The 12,548-nt window shown below is 61.2% G+C and carries 13 protein-coding genes; 9 read left to right on the forward strand and 4 right to left on the reverse strand.

The window, feature by feature from the left end:
• The first annotated feature begins 121 nt into the window (after positions 1 to 121).
• From AAEZ09_RS10375 to rhlE1, 6 genes are all read left to right on the forward strand, one after another.
• Positions 122 to 868, forward strand: a complete 747-nt coding sequence (locus tag AAEZ09_RS10375; RefSeq protein WP_350599502.1) for a DUF2076 domain-containing protein — start codon at positions 122 to 124, stop codon at positions 866 to 868.
• Positions 869 to 1,056: 188 nt separating this feature from the next.
• Positions 1,057 to 1,536 carry a LabA-like NYN domain-containing protein gene (locus AAEZ09_RS10380; protein WP_007946629.1) on the forward strand — a complete coding sequence of 160 codons (480 nt, stop codon included), beginning with the start codon at positions 1,057 to 1,059 and terminating at the stop codon, positions 1,534 to 1,536.
• A gap of 22 nt (positions 1,537 to 1,558) precedes the next feature.
• Positions 1,559 to 2,170, forward strand: coding sequence for a 3'-5' exonuclease (locus AAEZ09_RS10385; protein WP_045062060.1), 612 nt, complete (start codon positions 1,559 to 1,561; stop codon positions 2,168 to 2,170).
• Between the two features lie 593 nt (positions 2,171 to 2,763).
• Positions 2,764 to 3,282, forward strand: coding sequence for a BRO-N domain-containing protein (locus tag AAEZ09_RS10390; RefSeq protein ID WP_350599433.1), 519 nt, complete (start codon positions 2,764 to 2,766; stop codon positions 3,280 to 3,282).
• A 301-nt stretch (positions 3,283 to 3,583) separates the two neighbouring features.
• Positions 3,584 to 4,510: a drug/metabolite exporter YedA gene (yedA, locus tag AAEZ09_RS10395; RefSeq protein WP_350599435.1), complete on the forward strand. Its 927-nt coding sequence runs from the start codon at positions 3,584 to 3,586 to the stop codon at positions 4,508 to 4,510.
• A gap of 65 nt (positions 4,511 to 4,575) precedes the next feature.
• Complete coding sequence (gene rhlE1 / locus AAEZ09_RS10400) at positions 4,576 to 5,910, forward strand: RNA helicase RhlE1 (RefSeq protein ID WP_045062058.1); 1,335 nt, start codon at positions 4,576 to 4,578, stop codon at positions 5,908 to 5,910.
• A gap of 61 nt (positions 5,911 to 5,971) precedes the next feature.
• Here rhlE1 and AAEZ09_RS10405 read toward each other — a convergent pair whose 3' ends face one another.
• Both AAEZ09_RS10405 and AAEZ09_RS10410 read right to left on the reverse strand, forming a co-directional pair.
• Positions 5,972 to 7,213, reverse strand: a complete 1,242-nt coding sequence (locus tag AAEZ09_RS10405) for a TIGR03862 family flavoprotein (protein ID WP_350599503.1) — start codon at positions 7,211 to 7,213, stop codon at positions 5,972 to 5,974.
• A gap of 224 nt (positions 7,214 to 7,437) precedes the next feature.
• Positions 7,438 to 8,358, reverse strand: a complete 921-nt coding sequence (locus AAEZ09_RS10410) for a histone deacetylase family protein (protein ID WP_205893058.1) — start codon at positions 8,356 to 8,358, stop codon at positions 7,438 to 7,440.
• A gap of 83 nt (positions 8,359 to 8,441) precedes the next feature.
• Here AAEZ09_RS10410 and AAEZ09_RS10415 point away from each other — a divergent pair, with 83 nt between their 5' ends.
• From AAEZ09_RS10415 to AAEZ09_RS10425, 3 genes are all read left to right on the forward strand, one after another.
• Positions 8,442 to 9,011, forward strand: coding sequence for a GNAT family N-acetyltransferase (locus AAEZ09_RS10415; RefSeq protein ID WP_045062055.1), 570 nt, complete (start codon positions 8,442 to 8,444; stop codon positions 9,009 to 9,011).
• 106 nt (positions 9,012 to 9,117) lie between these two features.
• Positions 9,118 to 9,987: an acyl-CoA thioesterase II gene (gene tesB / locus AAEZ09_RS10420; RefSeq protein ID WP_205893059.1), complete on the forward strand. Its 870-nt coding sequence runs from the start codon at positions 9,118 to 9,120 to the stop codon at positions 9,985 to 9,987.
• Positions 9,984 to 10,577 (forward strand): HAD family hydrolase, encoded by a 594-nt coding sequence (locus AAEZ09_RS10425; protein WP_205893060.1) that lies wholly within the window; start codon positions 9,984 to 9,986, stop codon positions 10,575 to 10,577. The genes tesB and AAEZ09_RS10425 overlap by 4 nt, the downstream gene beginning before the upstream one ends.
• A 28-nt stretch (positions 10,578 to 10,605) precedes the next feature.
• On the opposite strand, the gene AAEZ09_RS10430 is transcribed toward AAEZ09_RS10425, so the two are convergent.
• Complete coding sequence (locus tag AAEZ09_RS10430) at positions 10,606 to 11,565, reverse strand: alpha/beta hydrolase (RefSeq protein ID WP_350599439.1); 960 nt, start codon at positions 11,563 to 11,565, stop codon at positions 10,606 to 10,608.
• A complete protein-coding gene (gene ypfJ / locus AAEZ09_RS10435; RefSeq protein ID WP_350599441.1) occupies positions 11,566 to 12,459 on the reverse strand; it encodes a KPN_02809 family neutral zinc metallopeptidase in 894 nt (297 codons plus the stop codon).
• Between the last annotated feature and the right edge of the window lie 89 nt (positions 12,460 to 12,548).

Here is a 12,548-nt window from a genome sequence, read left to right on the forward strand (position 1 = left end):
ACGCAAACGTAAACGTTCGGTAAAGGTCATTGAAACATCCTGCATCAGCCTCCATTACCGTCAGGCACCCCATCCACGGCGGATGAGGACGATGAAATTCCCGGCAATCTACGAGGTCGCCATGAACAACGAAGAACAAACCCTGATCGATGGCCTGTTTTCCCGGCTGCAAGAGGCCCAGGCGCAATCTGCCCCGCGTGATGCCCAGGCCGAGGCGCGCATCAATGAGCACCTGGTTCGCCAGCCTGCGGCGGGTTATTACATGGCCCAGTCGATTCTGGTGCAGGAGGCTGCGATCAAAAGCCTCGACCAGCAGAACAAGGACCTGACCCGGCAAGTGCAGCAATTGCAGGCTGAACTGCAGTCGGCCAAAGCGCAGGCGCCGGCGCCGGCGCCGGCCAGCGGTGGCTTTTTATCGAATATCTTTGGCGGCGGTTCCCGTGATCCGCTGCCGGCATCATCGGCGCCTGCCTCCAGCGGTGGCGGCTGGCGCGAGCCCGCCCGGCCGTCGTTCAACGCGCAACCGTCACAGCAGAACTTCGGTGCAGCCCCGCCCCAGCAGAACTATGGCGCGCAGCAGCCTGCCGGCAACAGTTTTCTCGGCGGCGCCCTGAAAACGGCGGCGGGAGTGGCGGGCGGTGTCATGCTGGCGCAGGGTATCAGCAGCCTGTTTCATCACAACCAGCAGCCTGAAGTGGTTGAAGTGATCAAGGAAGAACCGGCCCAGGTCAACGATCAGGGCGATAGCGGCAATGGCTGGGGCGATGAACAGCGGGTGGCTGACAACAATGACCAGGGCGGCTTCAGCGACGCCGACTACAGTGACGACAGCTCGTCGTTCTTCGGCGACGACGACTCCTTCGTCTGACCCTGCGGCGAGGGGCCGGCTCGCGCTGGACTGCGCAGCCGTCCCCCAAGCCAGCCCGAGCGCGACCCTGCGCCCGCGCCACATGGCCGATTATTCGCGGAATACGCCTGCGGGCTGGCATACTGGGCCACTTTTCGGGCCTGCGGCCCGATCCAGCCCGCGCCCTTGTGCGCGAAAGAGGATGCCCGGTGAAAAAAATCGCAGTGTTCGCCGATGTCCAGAACCTCTACTACACCGTGCGTCAGGCCTATGGTTGCCATTTCAACTACGCCGCGTTGTGGGCTGATATCAGCAAGCAGGGCGAGATCGTCGAAGCCTACGCCTACGCCATCGATCGTGGCGACAGCAAGCAGCAGCAGTTCCAGCAGATCCTGCGCAACCTGGGCTTCACCGTGAAACTCAAGCCTTACATCCAGCGCAGCGATGGCTCGGCCAAGGGCGACTGGGACGTGGGGATCACGCTGGACATCATGGACGCTGCCGATCATGTCGACGAGGTGGTGCTGGCGTCCGGGGACGGGGATTTTGACATGTTGCTGGAGCGCATCATCAGCAAACATGGGGTACAAGCGGTGGCTTACGGCGTACCGGGACTCACCGCCAACTCGCTGATCCGCGCCGCCAGCCGCTACGTGCCGATCGAAGGCGCGTTGCTGCTCAAGAATTGATTTTTACGGAGTTGAAACAGGTTTGGAACGCATAGCAGTCATCGACTTTGAAACCACCGGGATCTCCCCGAGCAGCAGCTGCCGGGCCACGGAAATTGCCGTGGTGATCCTTGAACAGGGGCGCATCGTCGAGCGTTACCAGAGCCTGATGAATGCCGGCGTACGAGTGCCGCCCTTCATCGAACAACTGACCGGCATCAGCAACGCCATGTTGCGCACTGCACCCTCGGCGGAAAAAGTGATGAACGAGGTCAACGAGTTCGTTGGCATCACGCCGTTGCTGGCGCACAACGCCGCGTTCGACCAGAAGTTCTGGGACTTCGAGCTGGGGCGCATCAAGCGCACCCGCCTGCAGAACTTCGCCTGCTCGCTGCTGCTGGCCCGCCGCCTGATGCCCGCTGCGCCGAATCATAAGCTGGGCACGCTGACCACCTTCGCCCAACTGCCCCACACCGGCCAGGCTCACCGGGCCATGGCCGACGCCGAGATGGCCGCCAACCTGACGGCACATCTGGCGCAGGAGTTGCGGCAAAAGCATGGGTTGCGAGAGTTGACCCATGATTTGCTGGTGAGCTTGCAGAAAGTGCCGGCGGCGAAGATCAATGAGCATCTGAAGCGTCATCGCGGGTTCTAGGAACAGCGCGGATCTCCCGTAGGAGCTGCCGAGAGAAACGAGGCTGCGATCTTTTGATCTTGATCGGATTGGGCTCTGAATCTCATCCTGGCAGGGCTGCGGCCGCCCACTCTACAATCGATCTGCAAAGATTCTTATGTTGCTTTGAGCGCTCTTCAGCAATTAGCGCCTCTCTGACTTTTCGTAATTTAGTCTTGTGGCCTCGTATACCAGACTGAACAAGGCTAATAAGTAAGTCGGCCCGATTGTATGTTGATTCACTTTGTTTAAGGCAGCCTCCTGCTTTGACGAACGATCCTACAAAACAATAAGGCTTTACTGCCTTGCTGCCCTGCGATGGGACCGTTAACCTCTGGGATGTCGCTCCAATTCAGCGACCGGGACTGCAAGCCCGCCGAAAGTTTGTTAGGCGCATACAACCGCACCTATAATCGCGTCGCGTTATCTAGCGACCATCGATTTATGGTAGCTGTGTGCGGGAGACCCTTGGGTCTGCCGAGGTGCCTAACACTCGGTCTTGCAGGCCTGCACATCGCTGCCACCCATCATCTGCAAGTGATGCTGGTAGCTCCGACTTTTGTTAGGAGATTCACATGGTCAAAGTCACCCCCAATCCGCCTGTCGACTCAGGTCAGTCCTGCGCTATGGAAATCGCCGCGTGGAGACCCGAATTTGTACCCCGCAGCTTCATTCGCCATCACATCCAACTCCGAGCTTTTTTGGTGGACTCAGAGGCTTGGTTCTGTGCCCGAGATATCGGTCGATTAATGGGCGTGGATGTATCTGGAAAAAAAGCGCTCAAGCTCGATGCGGATCAGCGACAAATAATTTGTTTGTCTGAGGGCGATGGGTCCGAGGGGACTCTGGTGCTGAGTGAGTCGGGCGTCTATGCGATGTTGGTATACCATTACTGCCCGGAAAATCGGCAATTAAGGCGTTGGCTGACTCAACATGTGGTGCCGACGTTGCGAGAGGATGCCGGCCCCGTTTCGACTCAAGTGCCGCATATGCAGGCTATGGACTGGGGTGGTGGAACCTTGAACTTGCTTCATTGGAGGAGAGAACCTTGGATTCGCCTGCGTGATATGCCGGGATTTTTGTCCGCCAACTGATGTGGTGTTTGCTCCGCCAATACGCGGGTTCTAGGAACAGCGCGGATCCCCCGTAGGAGCTGCCGAGAGAAACGAGGCTGCGATCTTTTGATCTTGATCTTGATCTTGATCTTAGAAGCGAAAAGATCGCAGCCTCGTTTCACTCGACAGCTCCTACACAGCTCCTACACAGCTCCTACGTAGCGTCTGTGCTCACTCATTTTTGAAAGTGTACCGGCGCTAAAAATCGCTTTTGTAACTTATTTTTACCCGCTCGCTTTCCTAGAATGCCTGTTCTCCCGTCCTGCCCGCGAGCCTCCCAATGTCTGCTCCACGTCGCTTTCCCTTACCGTTGATCGCCGCTTTTTTTGCGTTGTACGTGATTTGGGGCTCGACCTACCTGGTGATTCGCATCGGCGTGGAATACTGGCCGCCGCTTCTGCTCGCCGGGATCCGCTTCGTCATCGCGGGTTCATTGATGTACGCCTTTCTACGCTGGCGCGGGGTCCCGGCGCCGACGTGGACACAGTGGAAGGCGGCGGGAATCATCGGGATTTTGCTGCTGACCTGCGGTAACGGCGCAGTCAGTGTCGCCGAGCACACCGGGGTTGCCTCGGGCGTGGCGGCCCTGGCGGTGGCGACGGTGCCGTTGTTTACCTTGCTCTGCGGCTATTTCTGGGGCGCGCGTAACACGCGTCTTGAATGGGCCGGGATCCTGCTCGGGTTGATCGGCATCGCCATGTTAAATCTGGGTTCCAACCTGCAATCGAGCCCGCTGGGCGCCGCCCTGCTGATCTTCGCGGCAGCGGCCTGGGCCTTCGGCTCGGTGTGGAGCAAGCATCTGCCGCTGCCCCAGGGCGCGATGGCCAGCGCCGTGGAAATGCTGGTCGGCGGCGTGGCGTTGTTAATCGCCAGTGCACTCAGCGGTGAACACCTGGACAGCCTGCCACCGATCGAAGGCTGGGCCGCGCTGGCCTACCTGACGTTCTTCGGCTCGATCATCGCGTTTAACGCCTACATGTACCTGTTGAAAAATGTCCGTCCCGCTGCCGCAACCAGTTATGCCTACGTCAACCCGGCCGTCGCGGTGTTGCTGGGCATCGTGTTTGTGGGCGAGACCATCGGAATAGAGGAGGCGCTGGCGATGGCTGTGATCATCAGTGCGGTGGTATTGATCGGCTTGCCGCAGTGGCGCCGCCCGCCAGTCAAACCCGCTGCAGCGGTGCCGACAGAATCCCGAGTGAATTAGGGTAAACTGCGCGGTATTGCACACTCGTTTTGCACAACCGCGCTGAATTTTCCTACGGTAATCCCATGACTTTCGCCTCCCTTGGCCTGATCGAACCCTTGCTGCGCTCTTTAGAGACGCTCGGCTACCAGACTCCTACGCCGGTTCAGGCGCAAGCCATTCCGGCGGTGCTGGCCGGTCGCGACCTGATGGCTGCGGCCCAGACCGGCACTGGCAAAACGGCCGGTTTCGCCCTGCCGCTCCTGCAACTGCTGGCCATGGAAGGGCCGAAAGTCACGGCCAACTCGGTACGCGCGCTGATCCTGGTGCCGACTCGCGAACTGGCGGAGCAGGTTCACGAGGCCGTGCGTCAGTACGCCGAAAACCTGCCGTTGAGTACGTATGCCGTGTACGGCGGCGTCAGTATCAACCCGCAGATGATGAAGCTGCGCAAAGGCGTGGACCTGTTGGTCGCAACACCGGGCCGTTTGCTGGACCTGTTCCGCCAGAACGCGCTCAAGTTCAACCAGCTGCAAACCCTGGTGCTGGACGAAGCCGATCGCATGCTCGACCTCGGCTTTTCCGAGGAGCTGGGCAACATCTACAAAGCGTTGCCGAAGAAGCGCCAGACGCTGCTGTTCTCCGCGACCTTCTCGGATGCAATTCGCACACTGGCCGGGCAAATGCTCAACGACCCGCTGCTCATCGAAGTCAGCCCGCGCAACGTGGCGGCCAACACGGTCAAGCAATGGGTGGTGACGGTCGACAAGAAGCGCAAGCCGGAGCTGTTCATTCATTTGCTGCGCAAGGGCAAGTGGAAACAGGTGCTGGTGTTCGCCAAGACCCGTAACGGTGTTGACGCGCTGGTGGAAAAACTCCAGGGCCTGGGCGTCAACGCCGACGGTATCCACGGCGACAAGCCGCAAGCGACCCGCCAGCGCGCGCTGGACCGGTTCAAGGCCAGCGAAGTGCAGATCCTGGTGGCCACCGATGTCGCGGCCCGTGGCCTGGACATCGAAGACCTGCCGCTGGTGGTCAACTTCGACCTGCCCATCGTTGCTGAAGACTATATTCACCGCATCGGTCGTACCGGCCGTGCGGGTGCGACCGGGCAGGCCATTTCCCTGGTCTGCGCCGATGAAGTGAATTTGCTGTCGGCCATCGAGACGTTGACGCGTCAGACGCTGCCACGGCAGATGGAGCATGATTTCGAACCGGAGCATCGCGTGCCGGACACCGATGCCAGCGGCCAGGTGGTCAAGAAGCCGAAAAAGCCGAAGAAGCCCAAGACTTCCGGCGGCGGCAAACGCAATCTGGGCAAGTGGGTCGAGAGCGGAGAAGCATCGACGCCAGAGCCTTCGATCAAGCCTGTGCGCAAGGTGCCGGTGTTTAATACCGGGCCGCGCAAGAAGAAACCTTAACGGGTGCGGTGTTAGTCAGGCCGCCATCGCGAGCAGGCTCGCGATGGACGCGCCTCGGTCTTCAATACTTGCGCTGCAACCACTCCAGCATCCCCAGCCCCGCCGCGCGGCCGCTGGCGAAGCACGCGGTCAGCAGGTAGCCGCCAGTCGGCGCCTCCCAGTCCAGCATCTCACCGGCGCAAAACACCCCGGGGAGTTGCTTGAGCATCAGTCGCTCGTCCATCGCTTCGAACCGCACGCCACCGGCGCTGCTGATCGCCTCGTCCAGCGGACGGGTTTTCACCAGGGTCACGGGCAGCGCCTTGATGGCCTGGGCCAGCCGCGCAGTGTCGGCAAAATCCACAGCGGCAACCTGCTCTCGCAGCAATGCCGCTTTCACCCCATCGATCCCCAGCTGACTGTGCAGGTGCTTGGACATGGAGCGCGAGCCGCGGGGTTTATCCAGTGCTGCCTGGATTTTATCCACAGGCCGTCCCGGCAGCAGATCAATATGCACAGTGGCCGCGCCATCTCGATTGATGGCCTGGCGAATCGGCGCTGACAGGGCGTAGATCAGGCTGCCTTCAATTCCGGTCGCCGTGATCACGCATTCGCCCAGGCGCGGCACGTCGTCATCCAGGCCAATGGCGATGTTTTTCAGCGGCGCGCCGGCGAATTTACTGACCATCAAATCGCTCCAGGCCTGCACCTCGAAGCCGCAATTGCTCGGTTGCAACGGTGCCAGTTGCACCCCGCACTGTTCCAGCGGCAGCATCCAGGCGCCATCCGAGCCGAGTCGCGCCCAGCTGCCACCGCCCATGGCGAGCAGCGTAGCGTCTGGCGTAATGGTTTTTTCGCCCTCGGGGCTGTCGATGCGCGATCCACCCTGCGCATCCCAGCCGAGCCAGCGGTGGCGGGTGTGGATAACTACGCCGGCTTCGCGCAGACGTTTGAGCCAGGCGCGCAGCAGCGGGGCGGCTTTCATGTCTGTGGGAAATACTCGGCCGGAGCTGCCGACAAAGGTCTCAATGCCCAGGTCATGTATCCATTGGCACAGCGCGTCGGCGCCAAATGCGCGCAGCAGTGGTGCGATTTGCGGAGCGCGTTCGGCATAGCGCGACAGAAAGGCCGGATAGGCTTCGGAATGGGTGATGTTCATGCCCCCGACCCCGGCCAACAGGAATTTGCGCCCCACCGACGGCATGCCGTCGTACAGGTCGACCTTGCAACCGGCCCGGCTCAACATTTCGGCGGCCATCAAGCCGGCGGGGCCGCCGCCGATGATGGCGACTTGCGGGGGGAGGGTGGTCGAGGGTTGGGTCATCTTCAACGCTGCGCAGTGGCGGGATAGGGCGGGCATTCTACCAGCCCGACACACGCTCTTGTGGGCCCGGGCCAAGCCCGCTTGCACGGGCGATTAATTGTGTGTTCGAGAGTGGTCAAAAAACAACCAGGGCTTTGCGCGCCATAGCCAGTATGGCTTGCAGCGCCTTTCACTCAGGTTATCCACAGGCAGTTCCACAGGCATTGTGGGTAACCAGCCACACCTCAGTGACAACCTGATGACTGCCAGACCCGCTGGGCGCTGTGATGCAGAATCCCATGGCGCCGCGCCAGGGCCTTGCGGTCTTTGCTGTAGCCCCCACCAATGACTCCGACCACGGGAATGTCCCGGCCCAGGCAGTGGCGCATCACGCTTTCGTCGCGGGCGGCGACGCCTTCGTCCGTCAGCTTCAGGTAGCCAAGGGCGTCGTCCTTGTGCACGTCGACCCCGGCGTCATACAGCACCAGGTCCGGCTGGTAGAGCGGCAGCAGATAATTGAGCGCATCGTCCACGACCTTCAGGTAAGCGGCATCGCCCATGCCCATCGGTAATGGAATGTCCCAGTCACTTTCGGCTTTGCGTGCAGGAAAATTCTTTTCGCAGTGCAGGGAAACAGTGACCGCATCCGGGGTGTTGTGCAGGATGCGTGCAGTCCCGTCGCCCTGGTGTACGTCGCAATCGAAGATCAGCACCCGATTCACCCGGCCACTTTCCAGCAAATAGCGGCTGATAACCGCCAGATCGTTAAAAATGCAGAATCCGGCTGGATAATCGTAGTGCGCATGGTGGGTGCCACCGGCCAGGTGGCACGCGAGCCCGTGTTCCAGCGCCTGCTCCGCTGCCAGCAGCGAACCGCCGACTGCCCGCACGGTGCGCCGGGCCAGGGCTTCGCTCCAGGGCAGGCCAAGGCGGCGCTGGTCTTCGCGGGACAACTCGCCTTCCATGTAGCGCGCGATGTATCCGGGGTCATGTGCCAGGGCGAGAATTTGCGACGGGCACAGTTGCGGGCGCAGCAGGTCGGCGTCCCGGGTCAGGCCGCTGTCCACCAGGTGGTCACGCAGCAAGCGGAACTTGTCCATAGGGAAGCGGTGGTCCGCCGGGAAGTCGGGGCTGTAGTCTTCGTGGTAGATCAACGGCAGCGGCATGGCGGTTTTATCTGGAAGGAACGCAGGAAAGAATCAGGGATCCTACCAGCGATCTAGACTTGCGACATGGAAAGGGGAGCACGATGGAGCCGATACTGGAACTCGAGAGCGCGCGACTGTTGTTGCGACAATGGAGCGATGCGGATTTGCCTGAGTTTGCGGCCATGTGCGCCGATCCGCAGGTGATGCGCTATTTTCCGGCGCCGTTGAGCCGTCTGGAAAGTGCGTCGCTGATCGGGCGCATTCGTGGCCACTTTGCCGAGCACGGGTTCGGCCTGTGGGCGCTGGAGCGCAAGGACACCGGTGCGTTTATCGGCTTTACCGGCCTGGGCGTGGTGGGTTTCGATGCGCCATTTACCCCGGCGGTCGAGATAGGCTGGCGCCTGGCGCGTGAACATTGGGGGCTGGGTTACGCCAGCGAAGCGGCCTGGACCGCTCTGCGCTGCGGCTTTGACCGCCTCGGGCTGAACGAGGTGGTGGCGTTTACCGCGCAAGCCAATCTGCCGTCGGAGAAAGTCATGCAAGCCATCGGAATGCACCATGATTCAGCCGATGACTTCGATCATCCCAAGCTCGCCGCCGGACATCCACTGGAGCACCATGTGTTGTATCGCATCAGCCGTGAACAATGGCTGCAAACCCTGCATGGCTAAGCCGGCGCGGACGTTTACAATGGCTCCCATGATGGCGCTGGCCAGAAATTGAATTGTTCGTCGCAGCCAAGACTGCGCGGCATTGTGTTGTGTTAGGAGAGTCTGAATGAGCCAAGTGTTGGATGATCTGGTCGACCTGTTGACCCTGGAATCAATCGAAGAAAACCTGTTTCGCGGCCGCAGCCAGGATTTGGGTTTTCGCCAGTTGTTCGGCGGCCAGGTCATCGGGCAGTCCCTTTCGGCAGCCAGTCAGACAGTGGAAGAGGCGCGCCATGTGCACTCGATGCACGGTTACTTCCTGCGCCCGGGGGACTCTGCGCTGCCGGTGGTGTATCAGGTCGATCGAGTGCGTGATGGCGGCAGTTTCAGCACCCGCCGGGTGACGGCAATCCAGAAGGGCAACCCGATTTTCACCTGCAGCGCCTCGTTCCAGTACGACGAAAAGGGCTTCGAGCACCAGGCACAGATGCCGGTGGTGGTCGGCCCGGAAAACCTGCCGTCGGAGCTCGAACTCACCCAGCAGCGTGCTCACCTGATTCCGGAACACATGCGCGAAAAGCTGCTGTGCCCAAAGCCCATCGAATTTCGTCCGGTGACCGAGGAAGACCCCTACAACCCGCAACCCTCAGATCCCGTCAAGTACGTCTGGTTTCGCGCCGACGGCGCCTTGGCCGACACCCCGGCGCTGCATAAATATCTGATGGCCTACGCCTCGGATTTCGGCTTGTTGACCACCTCGATGCAGCCCCATGGCAAGTCGGTGTGGCATCAGGACATGCAGGTGGCCAGCCTTGATCACGCGCTGTGGTTCCACGCCGACCTGCGTGCCGATGACTGGCTGCTGTACGCGATGGACAGCCCTTGGGCGGGCAATTCCCGCGGTTTCTCCCGGGGCAGCGTGTTCAATCGCGCCGGGCAACTGGTGGCCTCGGTGACCCAGGAAGGCCTGATCCGTCACCGCAAGGACTGGGCATGAGCCTGGCGGCGGTGCGGCACTGGGTGTTCGACATGGACGGCACCCTGACGGTGGCCGTGCATGACTTCGCGGCTATCCGCGTGGCATTGGCCATCCCCGCCGAGGACGACATCCTGACTCATCTCGCGGCGCTGCCGGCGCAGGAAGCCGCCGCCAAGCACGCGTGGTTGCTGGAGCACGAGCGCGACCTGGCCCTGGGTTCGAAACCGGCACCGGGTGCCGTGGAACTGGTGCGCGAGTTGGCCGGACGCGGCTATCGCCTGGCTATCCTGACGCGCAATGCCCGCGAGCTGGCGCACGTCACGCTGGAGGCGATCGGCCTGGCCGACTGCTTTGCGGTCGAGGATGTGCTGGGGCGCGACGAAGCGCCGCCGAAACCTCATCCAGGAGGCCTGCTCAAATTAGCCGATGCGTGGAAGGTCCCGACAAGCGAGATGGTGATGGTTGGCGATTACCGGTTTGACCTGGATTGTGGGAGAGCGGCCGGAGCGCGCACGGTGCTGGTGAACTTGCCGGATAATCCGTGGCCGGAGTTGACCGATTGGCATGCGGTGGATTGTGTGGCGTTGCGCGAAATGCTTTCGGCTTGAGGTGCCCATCGCGGGCAAGCCTTGCTGCCTACTGACCAAAGAGCGCTTTGCGCCCCTCAGGCGAGGTAAACATCCCATCCCCATCATGCCCGACGCCGGGCACTTCGATCAGTTGCTGATTCAAACCCTGGGGATGGTCGCGCTTCAAATACTCAAAATAACTGCGCCCGCGCGCCAAACGATTCGCACCCTGGGCTTTGGCTTCGCAGCTTTTATCCAGGGCTGGATGATTCGGATCGATATCCTGCTGGCCCAGCAAGTAAATGACATCGCGTTTGACGTAACTGGCCTCCAGCGTCGCGGGCGTCTGGCCCTCGGCATACGCGGGCAGATCCGCCAGCCCGTATTTCCAGCGATTGTAATCCGCACAGCCGGCGTGGCTGAACGCCACCGGCCGACGTTCATCGAAATAGGCGTAGGAAGACGGGTTGGCAATCACATAACGCACCCGAACTCCGGCGGCGTCGAGTTCCGGCTGATCATGACCCAGCAGCGCATAACGCTGGACCACCTGAGCCCCGCCAGAGTGTCCGGCGACCACCACTTCCTTGAGCGCCGGAAACTGTTGCCGGTCAGCGAACCGGCCAATGATCTGGTCCATTGCCCCGTACGAACTGAGGGCAAAAGGCGCCGTGGACAATCCACCGGCCATCCATTCATTGCCTTGCCAACGCAAAACCGTGTCGGCCAATGGATGTAGCGCGACGTCGGATTCATTGAGAAATTGCGGGGCGATCACCAACGTGGTCGACGCCTGTCCCGCTTGCTCGGCCGCGTGTTCAGCGGTTTTGCGGTAAGTTTCGGCGTTGCGTAGCCGGCCATGGACGATGATCAGCACGCGCTCGATGGTCGCCGGTGCCGGGCCGATACCGACTGCCATTTCGCCTTCCTTCAACAACAGGCGACCGGGGCTGATGTCTCGCACACCGTGGTCGGCAGCCTGGGAACTGGTGCAGGTGATCAACAGGACCAGCCACCACTTGTTCATCTACAGGTTTTTCGCGGCGAAGGTGTCGCACTGGCTGATCTGGCCCCGGGCGAACCCGGTTTTGAACCAGCGTACCCGTTGCGCCGAAGTGCCATGGGTGAACGAGTCCGGAACCACGCGACCCTGGCCGCGCTGTTGCAGGCGGTCGTCGCCAATGGCGTTGGCCGCATTCAAGGCTTCTTCGATGTCGCCGGGTTCGAGCCAGTTCAGCCGTTGCTGGGCATTATTGGCCCACACGCCGGCCAGGCAATCGGCCTGAAGTTCCTGGCGTACCAGCAAACCGCCATCGCCTTCCATTTGCCGCCCTTGCTGGCGAGCAGCCTGGATTTTTGCCGAGACGCCGAGCAGGGTCTGCACATGGTGGCCAACTTCGTGAGCGATCACATAGGCCTGCGCAAAGTCACCGGCTGCGGAAAAACGCTGCGACATTTCCTGGAAGAAGCTGGTGTCCAGATAGACCTTCTGATCCGCCGGGCAATAGAACGGCCCGGTGGCCGAGGTGGCCATCCCGCAGGCAGAGTTGACCCTGCCGCTGAACATCACCAGGGTCGGATCCTTGTACTGCCGGCCGGCCTGCTGAAAAATCTGGCCCCAGGTGTCTTCGGTATCGCCGAGAATCGAGCGTACAAATTCGGCGCCTTCGTCATTGGCCGGTGGCGCATTGCGGCTCTGGTTGGTGGCGGGTGCCGACTGTTCGCTCATCTGCCCGGTCAATTGCCCGAGAATCTGCAGTGGGTCCTGGCCGGTGATCCAGCCTATGCCGACAATCAGGATGATCGCCGTCAGGCTCAGCCCTTTGCCGCCACCGAAGCGCATCCCACCGCCACCACCGCCCACGTCATCTCCACGGGCGTCGACCACATTGTCGCTGCGCCGGCCTTTTTTCCATAGCATGGGTGAGCCCTCTTTCCTTAATCTGATGAAGATGCGTGGTGATGAGTGTTGCTGGTGTGCAGGAGCCGCGCCAGTCCAGTCGTCTGACA

Origin of the sequence: Pseudomonas sp. 65/3-MNA-CIBAN-0223 (genome assembly GCF_040310425.1) — a bacterium.
Taxonomy (GTDB): Bacteria; Pseudomonadota; Gammaproteobacteria; order Pseudomonadales; family Pseudomonadaceae; genus Aquipseudomonas; species Aquipseudomonas gregormendelii.